Origin of the sequence: Streptomyces sp. NBC_01210 (assembly GCF_036010325.1) — a bacterium.
GTDB lineage: Bacteria > Actinomycetota > Actinomycetes > Streptomycetales > Streptomycetaceae > Streptomyces.
In genome coordinates this window covers 7,257,829-7,273,903 of sequence record NZ_CP108549.1, presented here as the reverse complement: position 1 = coordinate 7,273,903, position 16,075 = coordinate 7,257,829, and the positions used below count along the sequence as shown (strand labels likewise).

The window sequence follows — 16,075 nt, the reverse complement described above, 5'->3', positions numbered from 1 at the left end:
ACTGGCCAGACCAGACCCCGGCCCGCATCCGGCAGCACCAGCACCGCCCCCGACAGCGGGTGCGGGCGGGTGAGGCCGGTGCGGGCCGAGGTGATGTACGGATCCCGCAGGCACGCTCCCCGGGCTGCCCCCGACGCCTGGCGCCGCTCCCGCCCCGACCGACCTGTTCCGGCCATGATCCACCTGGTCCAAGACCCGGCCCCGAGCCACTGATTACGGCAAGTGCGTCGCGTGCGCGCCCTCCGCGATCTACGGTATGCGGATCGCCCAGCGTATGCCGGAGGTGTACAAATAGCACATGGCCGGACGCTACGGCCGCCCGCGCTCGGTTCTGAAGATGCGAACTGTCGCAGGTCAGGTCTTTCTCCTGCAGGTGGCGATCGTGGTGTTGCTCGTCGCCGCCGCCATGGCGGCGCTCGTGCTGCAGTCCCGGTCCGACAGTGAACGTGAGGCCCGCAATCGGTCCGTCGCCGTGGCCCAGACCTTCGCGCATTCACCCGGCATCGTGGCAGCCCTGTCCAGTCCCCACCCCACCGCGATACTGCAGCCCCTGGCCGAACGGGCACGCAAACGGTCCGACGTCGACTTCATCGTCGTACTCAGCACCGACGGAATCCGCTACACGCACCCACTTCCCGACCGGATCGGAAAGAAATTCGTCGGCAACGTCCAGCCTGCGCTGAACGGCGGTATCGTCACCGAGAAAATCGTCGGAACCATCGGGCCTCTGGTGCAGGCCGTGGTGCCCGTCACCGACACCCATGGCAAGATCGTCGGCCTGGTTTCGGCCGGGATCACCATCGCGCATGTCAGCGGTGTCGTCCAGAATCAGTTCCCTCTTCTGTTCGGCGCCGCCGCCGCGCTGCTCCTCGTGACCGCGGGCGGAACGGCGCTGGTCAGCAGACGGCTGCGGCGCCAGACCCACGGTCTGGGCCCTGCCGAGATGACCCGGATGTACGAGCACCACGACGCCGTTCTGCATGCCGTACGGGAGGGTGTGCTCATCGTCGGCGGCGACGGACGGCTGCTCCTCGCCAACGACGAGGCGCGCCGACTGCTCGAGCTCCCTGCGGACGTGGAAGGGGCCCCGGTCACCGAGCTCGGGCTGGATCCGCTCACCGCCCGGCTGCTGGTCTCGGGCAGGATCGCCAACGACGAGGTGTATCTGGTCGGAGAGCGGCTGCTCGCCGTCAACCAGCGCTCGACGGACCAGGCCGGCGGGCCGCCCGGCAGCGTGGCGACGCTGCGCGACACCACCGAACTGCGGGCGCTCTCCGGCAGGGCCGATGTGGCGCGGGGGCGCCTGAAGCTCCTGTACGACGCCGGTACGGAGATCGGCACCACGCTCGACGTGGCGCGGACGTGCGAGGAACTAGCGGAGTTCGCCGCGGCCCGCTTCGCCGACTTCGCCACCGTCGATGTGGTGGAGGACGTGCTGCGTGGCGAGGAGCCGACAGGAGCCGCCCCGCAGATGCGTCGTACGGCTTTCAAGGGCCTCCGGGACGACACGGCGCTCTACCCGCTCGGCCAGCTGATCCGCTTCGTACCGACCACCCGGCTGGGTTCCGGCATCGGGGCGGGAGAGGCTGTCCTCGAGGCGGATCTGGCGGCCTTCGGCGGCTGGCAGGAACAGGATCCGGAACGAGCCCGCAAGCTTGTCGCCGACTACGGAATCCACTCGATGATCGCGGTTCCGCTGCGTGCCCGCGGCGTCATTCTGGGCGTGGCGATGTTCTGGCGTTCGGAGAAGCCCGAGCCGTTCGAGGACGAGGATCTGTCGCTCGCCGAGGAGCTGGTCGCCCGCGCCGCGGTGAGCATCGACAACGCCCGGCGCTACTCGCGCGAGCACACCATGGCGGTGGCCCTGCAGCGCAGCCTGCTGCCACGCGGCCTGCCGGAGCAGAACGCCATCGACGCCGCCTACCGGTACCGGCCCGCACAGGCCGGGCTCGGCGGACTCGGCGGAGTCGGCGGCGACTGGTTCGACATCATCCCGCTGCCCGGCGCCCGGGTGGCGCTCGTGGTGGGCGACGTCGTAGGTCATGGGCTGCATGCCGCGGCCACCATGGGCCGGCTGCGGACGGCGGTCCACAACTTCTCCTCCCTGGACCTGCCGCCCGACGAGCTTTTGTGGCACATCGACGAGCTGGTCGCCCGTATCGACCAGGACGAGGCCGTCGACGGCTCCGAGGCGCGAGTCACCGGAGCCACCTGCCTGTACGCGATCTACGACCCGGTCTCCGGCCACTGCACCATGGCACGGGCCGGCCACCTCCAGCCCCTGCTCCTTCGGCCGGACGGCAGCGCAGAGTTCGCCGACGTACCGGGCGGCCCGCCGCTCGGGCTCGGCGGTCTGCCCTTCGAAACCCTGGAAATCCGGCTGCCCGAAGGCAGCGGACTGGTGCTGTACACGGACGGGCTCGTCGAGGACCGGCGCCGGGACATCGACGACGGCCTGGCCCTGCTCCGCCGTACGCTCTCCGACCACGCGGCCCGGACACCGGAGGAAACCTGCGAGGCGGCACTGCAAGCGCTGCTGCCCGAGAGCCCGAGCGACGACGTGGCACTGCTCGTCGGCCGTACGCGCGTGCTGGACTCCGGGAGAGTGGCGGACTGGGAGGTTCCGCCCGAGCCCGCAGAGGTGTCACGCGTACGAGCGGCTGTGTCCGACAAACTGGCGGAGTGGGGTCTGGCGGAGGAAGCGTTCACCACCGAGCTGATCCTGAGCGAGCTGGTCACCAATGCCATTCGGTACGCCTCCGGCCCGATCCGCGTACGGCTGATCCGCGACCGCAGCCTGATCTGCGAGGTCTCCGACCACAGCAACACCTCGCCGCACCTGAAGCAGGCGGCGATCACGGACGAGGGAGGCCGGGGGCTGTTCCTCGTCGCCCAGTTCGCGGAGCGCTGGGGCACGCGGTACACCGCCGACGGCAAGGTCATCTGGACGGAACAGCCACTGCAGACCGACGGGTTGCCGGACCCCTCAGGCGGACCGTGACCGGTCGGTGCGTCAGCCGTTGCGGGAACGCCGGGGACGCCCGGGCCGGGGTGCGGCAGCCTGCCGCACCCCGGCCCTACGGCTCAGGCCGATCCGGCGCCCGGACGGCGCTTGAACCACCACAGGCCGGCGCCCGCGGCGATCACCACCACGACGGCGGCGACCGCGACGACAACCCCGCTGCCTCCGCCGTCGTCCTTCTTCTTCGCCGCCGACTGCTGCTGCTGCTGTGAGAGCAACGGTGCGGGCGAGGTCTTACTCGGCTCCGTGCTGGGAGTGGGGCTCGAGCCGGCATTGATCGGTGCCGAGCCCGGCGCGGCCGGCTTCAGGTTGAGCACCGGCGCCGGATTCTCCGGCTCCTGGGCGCCCTTGGGCACCTCGATCCAGCGGTCGATCTTTCCGTCGCCGTACGTCTCCACGGTCTTGAACACCAGCGACTTCACGTCCGGCAGTTGCGTCACCGTGATGCTGTGGACCATGTCCGTGCCGGTGGCCAGCGCCTTGCCGCCGATGGTGTAGCCGCCTTCGCCCGGCGTGAGCTTCCAGCCGTCGGGTGCCTTCTTCAGCTTCACCGCATCCGGCGCGACGCCCTCGGGCAGGACGATCTGCAGTTTGGCGATGCCCGCAGTGTCCGACTCCGCCTCGGACGTGAACGTCAGCGTCACGTCCTTCGCCAGGGCCCGGTCGTCGGAGGCGGTCACTTCGACGTGGGCGGCGGCCGGACCGGCCACGGCGAGCACTGTGCCGACGGCCAGGGTGGCGACAAGCAACGACCGCCGGACGGCGGAAGGCAGGGGAAAGGTACTCATGGTGTGGATCTTCTCCTCGAAACTCGAAAGCAGCGCAGCCCTCGACAGGGCGAGAGGCCCGCTGGTCGGTCATGGACGGGACGGTGAGGGTGACGGTCCATGACCGGGAGGCCCCCGGCGTATCACGATGTGCGCGAGGACGACGCACGCCGGCTCTCCTGGGAGCGGCCGCGATCCGGCGACTGCTGGAGCGGCGTCCGGGCAGCGGAACGCGTACGCACTCCACCGGCCGAGGAGGCGCGCCACGGTGTCGCGGACCGTGCCGGCGAGAAGGCCCACGAGCCGTGGGAGCACCGCCAGTTGGTCGTCCGTCTGGTGCAGCAGCACCGCCACGGCCAAGGCGGCCAGCGAGTGCGCCAGGAGCATCACGGCCGTGCCCGGATGCAGGCCGTGATCACCGGCCATCGGGTGGGCGGCTGCGTGCGGTGTACCGTGCCGGCCGGGCCCGGCCGTCGCCAGGACCTGGTGGAGGACGAGCTGCACGGCGCAGGTCGCGGTCACCACCACCGCGAGCGAACGCCGCCGCCCCGCCCAGGGCAGCGCCCCGAGGAAGGCGGCGCCGGCCGCGGCCGACAGCAGCAGCCAGGCGACCGGCTTTCCGGACGCCACATGGTGTCCGACGCCGGCCAGGCCCACGCTCGCCAGTGCGAACACACCCGCCCGAGCGCCCCGCACACTCCACCGAGCGCGCGGCGCGCTGCGAGACGGAGGACGGAGGGTCTGCGGCATGCCGGGCCCATCATTCACGACCGGGAGGCCCGCGGGTGCCCCAACCTGCGGATCTCTCCGTACTGACCGCCGAAGGTCAGTCCGCGTCCGCCGCCAACGGCCGTCCGCAGCGCAGATTCCAGCGCCCGGCCCGTCCGCTGAGCTCGGTCAGGGTCAGCGGCGCGATGTCCAGCCGCCAGAACGCCTCCGCCGGCAGCGCCAGCGCATGCACGATCGCCGCACGCGCCACCGCGGGCTCGGTGACCGCCAGCACACGCCCGTCGGCCGACAGCGACTCGAGCCAGCCGCCGACCCGGGCACACAGAGCCAGCAGCGACTCGCCGCCGTGCGGAGCGGCCGAGGGATCGGTCAGCCACGCCGACACCGCCTCCGGCTCGCTCACGCTCACTTCTTCCAGCGTGCGCCCGCGCCAGCGGCCCATGTCCCAGTCCCCGAGCCGTAGTTCGGGATCGGCCCGCAGACCCAGCACCTCGGCCGTCTCACGGCAGCGCGCGGACGGGCCGCTCACCCACCGGCCGGCGCGCGGCAGCGCACCGGCGGCGGCGCGGGCGCTGCGGACGCCCGCCTCGTCCAGGGGTACGTCCCCGTCGAAGCGCGCCCCGCGCAGCGCGGCACTCATCGCCGGTGAGACCAACATCACCCGTACCGTCATCCCGCACATTCCTCTCCGCCCGACGGCCCATGGTGCAAGCACATCACGGGCGTTGAGGCGCCCCGGCATGCGCCCCTGCGCCGTAGCGGTGCAGGCCGCCAAGCGGTACGGTCTCGTGGACATGACGACGGTGTGACGGAAGTCCGGTGAGAATCCGGCACGGTCGCGCCACTGTGAACCCGTACTTCTGCGGGAAGTCAGACCCAGCACCTTCGTCTCAGGCACCACGATCGGGACGCGTGTTCCCCCAGGAGGTTCTGTCATGGCACAGACCGCTGCACCCGCCGCCGCACCGGCCATCACCCCCATCTCGCTGAAGGCAATCGCCCCGTGGGCGCTGTTCTTCGGCGTGCTGATGCTCGTCCTGCTCTACTTCGTAGGCGCCGAGCAGGGCGCCACCGCGCTCATCTCCGGTGAGAACGTGCACGAGTGGGTCCACGACGGACGCCACCTGCTCGGCTTCCCCTGCCACTGAGAACCAGGGGAACACTCACTCATGAACTCCATCTCTGTCAGAGCTCTGCTCGTCCGCGGCATGCTCGCCGGCCTCGTTGCCGGCTTCTTCGCCCTGGTCGTGGCCTACCTGCTCGGCGAGTCCCCCGTGGACTCCGCCATCGCGTTCGAGGAAGCACACAGCCATGAGCACGGCGGCGAGGAACTCGTCAGCCGTGCCATGCAGTCGACGGCCGGCCTCGCCACTGGTGTGCTGGTCTTCGGCGTCGCAATCGGCGGCATCGCCGCCCTCGCCTTCTGTGTCGCGCTCGGCCGCATCGGCCGGTTCGGCCCGCGCGCCACGGCCGCCCTGGTCTCCCTGGGCGCGCTGCTGGCCGTGTACGTCGTGCCGTTTCTCAAGTACCCGCCGAACCCGCCGGCAGTCGGTGACCCCGAAACGATCGGCAAGCGCACCACCGTGTACTTCCTGATGATCGTGCTCAGCGTGCTGCTCGCTGTCGCAGCGGTGATCCTCGGGAAGCGGCTGGCTCCCCGGCTGGGCAACTGGAACGCGACCGTCGCCGCCGCGGCCGCCTTCATCGCGGCGGCCGGGATCGCCTTCGCCTTCCTGCCCTCGTTCAACGAGGTGCCCAAGGACTTCCCGGCCACGGTGGTGTGGGACTTCCGACTGGCCACGCTCGCCATCCAGGTCACCCTCTGGACGTTCTTCGCGCTGGTCTTCGGTCACCTCGCGGAGCGCCTCCTGGTACCGAGTGCCGCCCGGACGGCGGCCGCGGAAAGCAGCACGCCCTCGCGGACAGCCTCTGCCGCGGGCTGACGCGACGTATCAGCGCCATCAGAACCCGCCGGGGATTCCCCGGCGGGTTCTGGCGTTGCCGCGGGTTCTGGCGTTGCCGCGGTCTGGCGTTGTCGCGGCGGCCGGACGAGGCGGACGTTCAGCTGCCGGACGAGGCGGACGCCTGCACCGCGTCCGCCACGGCGTCGAAGAAGCGCGCGTGCGCCAGATGGCTGCAGGGAACCTCAGGGTTCCACGGCACGATCCGGGCCCTGCCCGCGCCTGCCTGCCACTCCTCGACTCCCTCGAGTGCACCGACCGGCAGGGCATTGGCCCGTACGTCCGTCAGCACAATGTCCGGCTCCAGTGACGCGGCCACCGTCCAGTCGACGGTGGACCAGTTGGCCCCTGGACCCCGCTCGGGCTCCACCAGGCCGATGCCGCACTCGGCCAGCGCCCTGAGGTCCGGCCACGCGCGTGGCCTGGCGAGATGGACGCTCTCCGGCGTGCCGGGCGACAGGGCCAGGATCCGTAAGTGAGCGGCGTCGGCCGCCAGCGTGCGCAGCCGGCCTTCCGCGCGGTCGAGTTCCGCCGCCCCCGAGAGGTTCTGCTCGGCTCCGAGCGACCGGGCGAGCGCCGTGAACCGGTTCCGTACAGCGGCGAGGGAACGCCCTTGGCCCACGTCGCACACCACCACGGGCACATGTTCCTCGATGTGCTTCGCCGTGTCCGGATCCAGGCCGTAGACCTGGTCGGAGCCGTAGCCGACGCCGACCACCAGGTCGGGTTCCGCGTCGAGGATCGCGTCCACCCCGACGCGGGTGCCCGATCCGAGGTACGCGATGTCCTCGAGCGGCAGCGTGCCGGCCTTCGCCGGGTCGGCGGTCTCGCCGTCGTGGTGGGATCCGAAGAGGCCCACCGGCCGGATGCCGTGGTCGAACAAGGTCGCTCCGGCCTGGATGTAGGCAACCAGCCTCGACGGCGTTTGTGCCGCCGTCGCCGACCGCCCGCGATCGTCCAGGAATTCCCAATCCGTCTGTCGCGCCATAGGTCCCCACCCCTGCCTTCTGCCGGTTACGGATCGCGAGGCCTCCCCCAAGGCCATCGACGTTTGACTGCCCGGCAGTCTCCGCGGTCACTCATACATACGCTCGCTGTTTCAACCAAGTGGGGCTGCCGCGGCGGGCAGCGTCACCTCGAAGCGGCAGCCGCCCGTCACATTGCGTACGTCGGCGTGGCCGGCGTGCGCCTCGACGATGCCGCGGACGATCGCGAGGCCGAGACCGGCGCCGGCCGGGGGCGTACGGGCCTGAGTGCCGCGCCAGCCGGTGTCGAAGACGCGTGGGAGGTCCTCCTCGGGAATGCCGCCACAGCCGTCGGTGACGGAGAGGACGACCCACTCCTCGCGGCGTTCGGCAGCGACGGCGACGGTGCCGTCGGCGGGTGTCCGGCGGATCGCGTTGACCAGGAGGTTCGCCAGTACGCGGGTCATCTCCTTGCCGTCCACCTCGACCGGGACGGACTCGACGCTGTCGCCGACGAGGCGTACGCCCTGCTCGCGTGCCAGCGGGTCCGCGCCGGCGATCGCCTCGCCGATCAAGTCGTACACCGACATCCTGGTGGGGGTGAGGGCCAGCGTGCCGGCGTGGATGCGGGAGAGCTCGAAGAGATCGCCCACCATGGAGTTGAGCCGGTCGACCTCGGTACGGATCTGGCGGAAGTAGCGCTCCGGGTCCTGTACGACACCGTCCTCCAGCGCTTCGGACATGGCGCGCAGCCCGGCCAGGGGGGTGCGCAGGTCGTGGGAGATCCAGGCGACGAGCTCGCGGCGGGAGGTCTCCAGGGCGCGTTCACGTTCGCGGGACGCGGCGAGCCGGTCGCTGGTGGCGGCGAGTTCCCGGCTCAGTGCGGCCAGTTCCGCGGTGGAGGCGCCGTCGGGTGCGGCGAAGGAGCCACCGTCGCCGAACGAGCGTGCCGCCAGGGCGAGTTCGCGGCTGCGGGCGACAACCCAGCGGCCGAGCAGCAGCGCGGTGGCGAGCGAGACGACCGCCGCCATCGCGACGACCGTGGTGACGACGGTGAGGTCGTGCGCGGACAGGAACATCGCCTGGGCGACGGCGAGCGTCCCGGCGAGCATCGCGGTGACGGCGACGGCGGCGACGATCGTGAGGGAGACGGCGACGGACCGGTGGCGCACCGCCCGCAGGGCCACGGCCCCGAGCAGGCCGACGGCCGCGGCCCCGAGGAAGGCGAAGAGGGCGATGAGGAGCATGTCCCACACGACGATCAGGCCTCTTCCCGCGGCAGCTGCGAGGGCGGTAGATCCCTCGGCTCGTCCCGCGCTTCATCCCGCGCTACGTCCCGCGCTACGTCCCGCGGTACGTCCCCGTCACCTGGTACATCGAAGCGGTAGCCCACCCCCCACACCGTCTGGATCAGTCGCGGCCTGGCGGGATCGTCCTCGATCTTGCCGCGCAGCCGGCGTACATGGACCGTGACGGTGGACAGATCGCCGAACTCCCAGCCCCATACGTCCTGCATCAGCCGCTCCCGGCCGATCGCCTCGCCCGGGTGCCGCATCAGATGCGCCAGCAGATCGAACTCCCTCAGGGTCAGGGCCAGTTCATGGCCGTCCTTGGTGGCCCTGCGGGCGGCCGGGTCAAGGACGATGCCCGCGGCCGCCGGCCCCGGCCCGGCCCGCCGCTCCCCCGCCGCGGCCCCTCTGCGGAGTACGGACTCGACCCGCAGCACCAGCTCGCGCGGGCTGAAGGGCTTGGTCACATAGTCGTCCGCCCCTATCTCGAGCCCCAGGATCCGGTCGTCCTCGTCGCCGCGCGCGGTCAGCATGATCACGGGTACGGCGGCGAGCGCACCGGCCCGTAGCCTGCGGCACACCTCCAGCCCGTCCATACCCGGCAGCATCAGATCGAGGACGACCAGGTCCGGCCGCCGCCCGGCGGCATGCCGCAGCGCCTGTGGCCCGTCGGCGGCCCGGTCCACGGTGAAGCCGGCGCGCTCCAGATAGCCGGTGACGACCTCGGCGACGGTCGGATCGTCGTCGACGACCAGAATGTTGTGCATACGGTCAGTGTCCTCCGAGGAAGCGCGGTCGATCACACGCGGCTCCTTACGGAACTATGACGTCCCTCGCCGATGACGTCCCGCGACGGAGGGACGTCCGATTCGTTCAAGACTCCCCGTCCCGGCCTGCCTACGTTGAGGTCATGACTCCACGACTCGACGCGATCGGCCTTGTCGCCTCCAACATGGCCGCCTCTCTCGCCTTCTACCGCCGGCTCGGCCTGGACATCCCCGCCGACGCCGACACCGCGCCCCACGCCGAGGCGACGCTGCCCAGCGGACTGCGCGTGCTGTGGGACACCGAGGAGACCATCCGTTCCTTCGACCCCGAGTGGACCCGGCCGCCGGGCGGCGGCGAACGGCTCGGGCTCGCCTTCGCCTGCGACAGCCCCGCCGAGGTGGACTCCGTCTACGCCGAGCTGACCGAGGCGGGATACCGGGGGCACCTCAAGCCCTGGAACGCCTTCTGGGGGCAGCGTTACGCGGTGGTCCTCGACCCCGACGGCTGCGGTGTCTCGCTGTTCGCCAGCGCCGAGTAGGCGCCGAGGGTGATTCCTGCCAGGTCGCGCATCTCGCGTGCGAGGTGCGCCTGGTCGGCGCAGCCCGCGCCGAGTGCCGCCTCGGCGTACGGCACACCCTCCCGTACGAACGTCAGCGCCCGTTGCAGCCGCAGCACCCGGGCCAGCGTCTTGGGCCCGTATCCGAAGGCGTCCAGCGAACGCCGGTGCAGCTGCCGGGCGCCCAGGCCCACCGCGTACGCCGCCCCGGCCACCGTGCCGCCCGCCTCCAGCCGGCGCACCACCTCGCCCAGCAGCGGGTCCGGCGGCAGGGCCGCGTCCGCCCGCCCAAGCGCCACGGCCTCCAGCTCGGCCACCGGGTCCGGGGCCGCGTCGATCCGCGCGCTGAGCCGGCGTGCCTCGGCCCCGCCCCACACATCGGCGATCTCGACCCGCCGGTCGCGCAGCTCGTACGCCGGTACGCCGAGAATCGCGGGCGCGGTCCCGGGCGCGAAGCGCACCCCCGCCCACCGGGTGCCGAGGCCGCTCCCGGGGGTGTGGGCGTGGGTGTCGGGTCCTGCCACGAGGAGCCGGCCCTCGAACCAGAGCAGGTCCATGCAGCCGTCGGGCAGCACGGGGTGGACCGCACCGGCACGCCGGTCCACGGTCCGCGTCCAGACGACGGCTCCTTCGAGCCGCGACGCCCATTCCTCGTACACCCTTACAAGGCTATCCCGCAGCTACCCGCGCAGCCCCGCGCGATCGAGAACGGCCCCTCGGTCCAACGCCGCTGATGTCGGGGGCTGTTATGAGCGCGCTCAGGGAGCTCACCCGCACGGACAGCGGTGGCCCGGCTCAGGGTTTCCGCTGCTGCCTGGTCTCCTTGTCACGGCTGCTCTCGTGGCCCTCCCGGCCGTTCTCCCGACCCGCGTGCAGCCGCGACTTCACATCGTCCGGCGGCAGGAACCGCGACCATCGCTCCGGGAATTCCGATGGCATGGCCCCGTCGTCCTCGTCCTCGTCCTCGCTCTCGCCCTCCCCGTAGACCTGGGTGGCCTCCGCCCGGGCAAGGAGCTCTGCGGCGTTGAGCGCACGCATCCGCTCGTTGGCCGCGCGGGCCGCGGCCGTGGCGACCGACGGCCAGACCCGGTCGATGGCGGCATTGACCGCCGCGCCCACCAGGACCGCGAAGGCGGTCAGGCCGATCCACAGCAGGACGGCGATGGGCGCGGCGAGTGAGCCGTAGATCGTCGGGCCCTCGACCGTGCTGGTGAGGTAGATACGCAGCAGGAATGAGCCCAGCACCCCCATCCCGAGCGCCACCAGCGCACCCGGGACGTCCTCGATCCACGGCGAGCGCACCGGGACGGACACGTGGTAGAGCGTGGTGAGGAAGGCGATCGAGAGCAGACTGACCACCGGCCAGTACAGGACGCTGACGACTTCCGTGCCCCACGGAATGAACTCCACCACCCGGTCGGGGCCGACCACCGCCAGCGGCAGTACCACCGCGCCGATCAGCAGCGCCACGATGTAGAGCAGGAAGGCCAGCAGCCGGGTGGCGACGATGCCGCGCTGGCCGTCGAGGCCGTACATCACGGTGATCGTGTCGATGAAGACATTGACCGCCCGCGAACCGGACCAGAGCGCGATGGCGAAGCCGATGGAGATGACGTCCGGCCGTCCGCCGTGGGTGACGTCCTCCAGCAGGGGCCTGGCGATCTGGTTGACGCCCCGGTCGGAGAGCACCGTGCCGGCCGCTCTCAGGATGTTTTCCTCGATCGAGGCGACGGTGGTGGTGTTGGTCCACACGTCCACATAGCCGAGGAGACCGATCAGACCGAGCAGCAGCGGCGGCAGTGACAGCAGCGTGAAGAACGCCGCCTCGGCCGCGAGGCCCAGGATGCGGTACTCGATGCACGAGTTGACCGTGTCCTTCAGCAGCAACCATGCCATCTTCCGCTTGGAGACGTTGCGGTAGAGGACTCGGGCCCGGTGGAGTCGGCCCGATGGCCGCTCGGGTGTTTCATTTGCTGCCTGCACCTCCTTACCGTATCGGCATGGCAGCTACCACCCACACAGTGACCAACCAGGCTCCACCCCTGGTCGGGTACGACGTCTTCAGCGCCGACCAGGCCCTCACGGAGGGCGTGGAACGGCATGTCGCGCCGGAATTCCTCGACGAGGCCCGGGAGGAGCTCGAGACGCTCGGCAGCACCGCAGGCTCCGCACAGGCCCAGGAGTGGGGTGTGCAGGCCAATGAGAATCCGCCGAAACTGCGCACCCACGACCGGTACGGGAACCGGATCGACGAGGTCGACTTCCATCCCGCCTGGCACCGGCTCCTCGGCAAGGCCGTGTCGGCCGGGCTGACCAACGCCTGGGGCAGGCCGGCCGGGCATGTTCGGCGTGCGGCCGGGTTCCTGGTGTGGACGCAGGCGGAGGCCGGGCACGGCTGTCCGGTGTCGATGACGCATGCGACGGTGCCCGCGCTGCGTACGGACCCGGCGCTGGCCGCGGAGTGGGAGCCGCGGCTGACCTCGCAGGTGTACGAGGAGGGGCTGCGGCCCGCCTCACTGAAGGCCGGGGCCCTGTTCGGAATGGGAATGACCGAGAAGCAGGGCGGCAGCGACGTCAGGGCGAACACGACGAGGGCCGAGCCGCTGGCCGGTGACGGGGAGTATCTGCTCACCGGTCACAAGTGGTTCTGTTCCGCTCCTATGTGTGACGGTTTTCTGGTACTCGCCCAGGCGGCAGGGGGTTTGACCTGCTTCCTGGTGCCCCGGGTGCTGGACGACGGTACCCGCAATGTGTTCCGGATCCAGCGGCTCAAGGACAAGCTCGGCAATAAGTCCAATGCGTCGAGCGAGATCGAGTTCGACGGGACATGGGCGCGCCGGGTGGGCGACGAGGGCCGCGGGGTGCGCACCATCATCGAGATGGTGGCGGCGACCCGGCTCGACTGTGTCATCGGGTCGGCCGCGCTGATGCGGCAGTCGGTGGCACAGGCGATCCACCACTCCGCGTACCGCAGCGCGTTCGGCGGGCTGCTCATCGACAAGCCGCTGATGCGCAACGTACTGGCGGATCTGGCGCTGGAGTCGGAGGCCGCGACGACACTGGCGCTGCGGCTCGCCGCCGCGTACGACGCCGATACGGACGAGGAGCGGGCCTTCCTGCGGCTCGCGGTGCCCGCCGCCAAGTACTGGGTGACCAAGCGCTGTACGCCGACGGTGGCCGAGGCGCTCGAGTGCCTGGGCGGCAATGGCTACGTAGAGGAGTCGGGGCTGCCGCGGCTGCTGCGCGAGTCGCCGCTCAACTCGATCTGGGAGGGCTCGGGCAACGTGCAGGCGCTCGATGTCCTGCGGGCGCTGCAGCGTGAGCCGCAGGCCCTGAACGCCTTCCTGCAGGAGGTCGGCAAGGCGCGCGGCGCCGATCACCGTCTGGACGCGGCGATCAAGGACCTGCTGACCGAACTGGCCGATCTGAACGGGATCGAGGCGCGGGCGCGTCGGCTGGTGGAGCGGATGGCGCTGGTGCTGCAGGGATCGCTGCTGGTGCGGTGGGCACCGCCGGAGGTGGCGGACGCGTTTTGCGCTTCACGGCTCGGCGGGGACTGGGGCACGGCCTTCGGCACGCTGCCGCACACGCTCGATCTGGCGTCGGTCGTCGAGCGGGCGCGAGCCGTGGTCTGAGGCCCGCGCCGCCGACGGCTGTCGGGGTGGTGCTGCGCCGACACGGCACCACCCCGCGCGCTGTCATGCGCCCCGCAGTGCAGGGCAGTGCGGTGCATGACGACCGGCGAACCGGTGTTCCACCACCCTGATATATGTGCACGCCTGTACGCGAGAGTTGCAAGGGGTTGCAGTCTTGTGGCCCAAATCGCCACGCATTGCCGCGGGAGGGGGCACGATTGAGCCAGCCCCCCCGCATCGGACGCCGGCGCCGCCCAGGAGGACCCCGGTGCAGAGCACATCACTCGACCTGGCCAGGCTCGCCGCCATGGACACCGCGGAGGCCGCCAGGTTACTGAAGGGCGTGCGGGACGCCACGCTCAACGGCCGGCGCTCGCAGCTCGGCCCACGGGCGGACATCAACGAGTCGTGGCAGCGGATGCTGCGCGGCGGTATGGATCCCGACCGGGACCACAGGGCCGGGCTGCTGCCGCCGGAGGAGATAGAACGCCGTCGGCTCGCCTCGCCGCTTCGCGAGGTGCTGCCGGTGCTGCGGGACGGCCTGGTGTCGATCGCCGAGGCGGCCCAGCACATCATGGTCGTCGCGGACACCGAGGGACGGATGCTCTGGCGCGAGGGCAAGGCAACAGTGCTGCGCAAGGGCGACTCGCACGGATTCGTCCTCGGCGCCGACTGGAGCGAGGGGCTCGTCGGTACGAACGGTATCGGCACTCCGCTGATCTCCCGGCGGCCGCTCCAGGTGCACTCCGCCGAGCACTTCGTCTCCACCCACCACACCTGGACCTGCGCGGGCGCACCGGTCACCGATCCGCGCGACGGCAAGCTGATCGGCGTCGTCGACATCAGCGGACCCCTGTCCACCATGCATCCGGCGACGCTCTCCCTGGTCACCTCGGTCGCCCGGCTCGCCGAGGCCGAACTGCGCAACCGGCACTTCGCGGCGCTGGACCGGCTACGCAGCGTGGCGTCGCCGCTGCTGGCCCGGCTGACCGGCCGGGCGCTGGCCGTGGACGTCAACGGCTGGCCGGCCGCGGTCACCGGCATGCCGCCCACCGGTCGGCTTTCGCTGCCGAAGTCCGTCGTCGGCGGTCGGCTCTGGCTGCCCTCGCTCGGCATGTGCACGGTCGAGCCGCTGCCCGGCGGCTGGCTGATACGGGTCGACGAGAGGAGCTCCGCGGCGCCGCCGGGCCGGGTGGTGCTGGATCTGAGCAGGCCACGGCAGCCTTCGGTCACCGTCGCGGGGGCCGCCGGCAGCTGGGCGCAGGAGCTCAGCCCGCGCCATGCCGAGCTGCTGTACATGCTGGCGCTGCACCGGGACGGGCGGACCGCGGCGCAGTTGGCGCAGGCGCTCTTCGAGGACCCGACGCGCACGGTGACGGTGCGGGCCGAGATGTCGCGACTGCGGCGGCATCTGGCGCAGGTGCTGGCGCACCGCCCGTACCGCTTCGTCGACGAGGTCGAGGTGGAGCTGGTCCAGCCGGACGATCCGGCCGATCTGCTGCCGCAGTCGAGGGCCCCGGCGGTGGTGAGCGCGCGCCGACCGCCGGACTGACCAAGCGGCTGCGGGCGGCTCAGCGAGGACTCGGCTTTGGCCGGATCAGGACATCGTGGTTCCCTGGCGCTCATGAGCATCACTGTGACCACCTGGTCCCTGGAGCAGACCTCGCCGGCAGATCTGCGGCCGGCCGCCGCGCCCGAAGGGGATCTGCGGATCGTACGGGCCGCGGTGCCTTCGCCCGAGTTCAGCCGCTTTCTGTATACGGCCGTCGGCGGTGACATCCGCTGGATGGACCGGCTGGGCATGACGTACGCGCAGTGGGAGGAGATGCTCGCCAGGCCGGGCACCGAGACCTGGGTGGCGTACGAGAAGGGGACGCCGGCGGGCTATGTGGAGCTGGAGGCGCAGGGCGAGGGCTCGGTCGAGATCGTCTACTTCGGGCTGATCCCGGCGTTCCGGGGGCGGCGGATCGGCGGCCATCTCCTCTCCTGGGGTGTCGCGAGGGCCTGGGACCTGGCGGAGCGGTGGCCGGGGCTGACGCCGACGAAGCGGGTCTGGCTGCACACCTGCTCCAAGGACGGCCCGCATGCCATGGACAACTATCTGCGACGCGGCTTCACTCTCTTCGACACCAGGACGGAGGAAGAGCCCGAGGTGGCCGCGCCCGGCCCCTGGCCAGGTGCCCACGTCTGAGTGACCAGCAACACACTGTCTTGCGATGCGGGACAGTGTTGTCCACATTCTGGATGAAGGTGGACTGCCATCGGACCGCCGTGACACGCTTCCGTCATGTCTCGAGCTGGAACTGCCTTGGTGAGTCGGCGGCACGTCGACCTCGGCCGCATGTCCAGCGCCATCTGTCCGGTCTGCTGAAAGACCAGCACA

General features: G+C 71.1%; 16 protein-coding genes. 8 read left to right on the top strand and 8 right to left on the bottom strand.

The window, feature by feature from the left end; all coding sequences use genetic code 11:
* The first annotated feature begins 298 nt into the window (after positions 1–298).
* Positions 299–3,001: a SpoIIE family protein phosphatase gene (locus OG735_RS32730; RefSeq protein WP_327326744.1), complete on the top strand. Its 2,703-nt coding sequence runs from the start codon at positions 299–301 to the stop codon at positions 2,999–3,001.
* Between the two features lie 83 nt (positions 3,002–3,084).
* Here OG735_RS32730 and OG735_RS32725 read toward each other — a convergent pair whose 3' ends face one another.
* The 3 genes from OG735_RS32725 to OG735_RS32715 all read right to left on the bottom strand — a co-directional run bounded on the left by OG735_RS32725 (position 3,085) and on the right by OG735_RS32715 (position 5,191).
* A complete protein-coding gene (locus tag OG735_RS32725; RefSeq protein WP_327326743.1) occupies positions 3,085–3,810 on the bottom strand; it encodes a DUF1775 domain-containing protein in 726 nt (241 codons plus the stop codon).
* 69 nt (positions 3,811–3,879) lie between these two features.
* Positions 3,880–4,464 carry a hypothetical protein gene (locus tag OG735_RS32720; protein ID WP_327326742.1) on the bottom strand — a complete coding sequence of 195 codons (585 nt, stop codon included), beginning with the start codon at positions 4,462–4,464 and terminating at the stop codon, positions 3,880–3,882.
* Between the two features lie 151 nt (positions 4,465–4,615).
* Entirely contained in the window at positions 4,616–5,191 is a 576-nt protein-coding gene (locus OG735_RS32715; RefSeq protein ID WP_327326741.1) for a histidine phosphatase family protein, read from the bottom strand.
* Positions 5,192–5,453: 262 nt separating this feature from the next.
* Here OG735_RS32715 and OG735_RS32710 point away from each other — a divergent pair, with 262 nt between their 5' ends.
* Together OG735_RS32710 and OG735_RS32705 are read left to right on the top strand one after the other, a co-directional pair.
* On the top strand, positions 5,454–5,666 hold the full coding sequence (locus OG735_RS32710) for a CbtB domain-containing protein (RefSeq protein ID WP_327326740.1): 213 nt from the start codon (positions 5,454–5,456) through the stop codon (positions 5,664–5,666).
* Positions 5,667–5,687: 21 nt separating this feature from the next.
* On the top strand, positions 5,688–6,461 hold the full coding sequence (locus OG735_RS32705) for a CbtA family protein (protein WP_327326739.1): 774 nt from the start codon (positions 5,688–5,690) through the stop codon (positions 6,459–6,461).
* Between the two features lie 118 nt (positions 6,462–6,579).
* Here the strand turns inward: OG735_RS32705 and OG735_RS32700 are convergent, their stop codons facing one another.
* The 3 genes from OG735_RS32700 to OG735_RS32690 all read right to left on the bottom strand — a co-directional run bounded on the left by OG735_RS32700 (position 6,580) and on the right by OG735_RS32690 (position 9,500).
* Positions 6,580–7,467 carry an ABC transporter substrate-binding protein gene (locus OG735_RS32700; protein WP_327326738.1) on the bottom strand — a complete coding sequence of 296 codons (888 nt, stop codon included), beginning with the start codon at positions 7,465–7,467 and terminating at the stop codon, positions 6,580–6,582.
* A gap of 111 nt (positions 7,468–7,578) precedes the next feature.
* Positions 7,579–8,700, bottom strand: a complete 1,122-nt coding sequence (locus tag OG735_RS32695) for a sensor histidine kinase (protein WP_327326737.1) — start codon at positions 8,698–8,700, stop codon at positions 7,579–7,581.
* 5 nt (positions 8,701–8,705) lie between these two features.
* The gene (locus OG735_RS32690; protein ID WP_327328530.1) at positions 8,706–9,500 is read right to left on the bottom strand and encodes a response regulator transcription factor; all 795 of its coding nucleotides are present in this window, start codon (positions 9,498–9,500) and stop codon (positions 8,706–8,708) included.
* Between the two features lie 143 nt (positions 9,501–9,643).
* On the opposite strand from OG735_RS32690, the gene OG735_RS32685 reads away from it, so the two are divergent.
* Positions 9,644–10,039 (top strand): VOC family protein, encoded by a 396-nt coding sequence (locus tag OG735_RS32685; RefSeq protein ID WP_327326736.1) that lies wholly within the window; start codon positions 9,644–9,646, stop codon positions 10,037–10,039.
* Here the strand turns inward: OG735_RS32685 and OG735_RS32680 are convergent.
* Together OG735_RS32680 and OG735_RS32675 are read right to left on the bottom strand one after the other, a co-directional pair.
* Positions 9,979–10,716 carry a DUF6597 domain-containing transcriptional factor gene (locus tag OG735_RS32680; RefSeq protein WP_327326735.1) on the bottom strand — a complete coding sequence of 246 codons (738 nt, stop codon included), beginning with the start codon at positions 10,714–10,716 and terminating at the stop codon, positions 9,979–9,981. The genes OG735_RS32685 and OG735_RS32680 overlap by 61 nt on opposite strands.
* A 136-nt stretch (positions 10,717–10,852) precedes the next feature.
* Positions 10,853–12,040 (bottom strand): YihY/virulence factor BrkB family protein, encoded by a 1,188-nt coding sequence (locus OG735_RS32675; RefSeq protein WP_327326734.1) that lies wholly within the window; start codon positions 12,038–12,040, stop codon positions 10,853–10,855.
* A 17-nt stretch (positions 12,041–12,057) separates the two neighbouring features.
* Between OG735_RS32675 and OG735_RS32670 the strand changes: the two genes are divergently transcribed.
* From OG735_RS32670 to OG735_RS32655, 4 genes are all read left to right on the top strand, one after another.
* Positions 12,058–13,692, top strand: a complete 1,635-nt coding sequence (locus OG735_RS32670; protein ID WP_327326733.1) for an acyl-CoA dehydrogenase family protein — start codon at positions 12,058–12,060, stop codon at positions 13,690–13,692.
* Between the two features lie 268 nt (positions 13,693–13,960).
* Complete coding sequence (locus tag OG735_RS32665; RefSeq protein ID WP_327326732.1) at positions 13,961–15,244, top strand: helix-turn-helix domain-containing protein; 1,284 nt, start codon at positions 13,961–13,963, stop codon at positions 15,242–15,244.
* 72 nt (positions 15,245–15,316) lie between these two features.
* Positions 15,317–15,883: a GNAT family N-acetyltransferase gene (locus OG735_RS32660; RefSeq protein ID WP_327326731.1), complete on the top strand. Its 567-nt coding sequence runs from the start codon at positions 15,317–15,319 to the stop codon at positions 15,881–15,883.
* 96 nt (positions 15,884–15,979) lie between these two features.
* A complete protein-coding gene (locus OG735_RS32655) occupies positions 15,980–16,063 on the top strand; it encodes a putative leader peptide (RefSeq protein ID WP_327328529.1) in 84 nt (27 codons plus the stop codon).
* The last annotated feature ends 12 nt before the right edge of the window (positions 16,064–16,075 follow it).

Coding starts and splice junctions, on each gene's coding strand:
- OG735_RS32730 (WP_327326744.1), top strand. CDS start 299: ATGGCCGGACGCTACGGCCGCCCGCGCTCGGTTCTGAAGATGCGAACT.
- OG735_RS32725 (WP_327326743.1), bottom strand. CDS start 3,810: ATGAGTACCTTTCCCCTGCCTTCCGCCGTCCGGCGGTCGTTGCTTGTC.
- OG735_RS32715 (WP_327326741.1), bottom strand. CDS start 5,191: ATGACGGTACGGGTGATGTTGGTCTCACCGGCGATGAGTGCCGCGCTG.
- OG735_RS32710 (WP_327326740.1), top strand. CDS start 5,454: ATGGCACAGACCGCTGCACCCGCCGCCGCACCGGCCATCACCCCCATC.
- OG735_RS32705 (WP_327326739.1), top strand. CDS start 5,688: ATGAACTCCATCTCTGTCAGAGCTCTGCTCGTCCGCGGCATGCTCGCC.
- OG735_RS32700 (WP_327326738.1), bottom strand. CDS start 7,467: ATGGCGCGACAGACGGATTGGGAATTCCTGGACGATCGCGGGCGGTCG.
- OG735_RS32690 (WP_327328530.1), bottom strand. CDS start 9,500: ATGCACAACATTCTGGTCGTCGACGACGATCCGACCGTCGCCGAGGTC.
- OG735_RS32685 (WP_327326736.1), top strand. CDS start 9,644: ATGACTCCACGACTCGACGCGATCGGCCTTGTCGCCTCCAACATGGCC.
- OG735_RS32670 (WP_327326733.1), top strand. CDS start 12,058: ATGGCAGCTACCACCCACACAGTGACCAACCAGGCTCCACCCCTGGTC.
- OG735_RS32660 (WP_327326731.1), top strand. CDS start 15,317: ATGAGCATCACTGTGACCACCTGGTCCCTGGAGCAGACCTCGCCGGCA.
- OG735_RS32655 (WP_327328529.1), top strand. CDS start 15,980: ATGTCTCGAGCTGGAACTGCCTTGGTGAGTCGGCGGCACGTCGACCTC.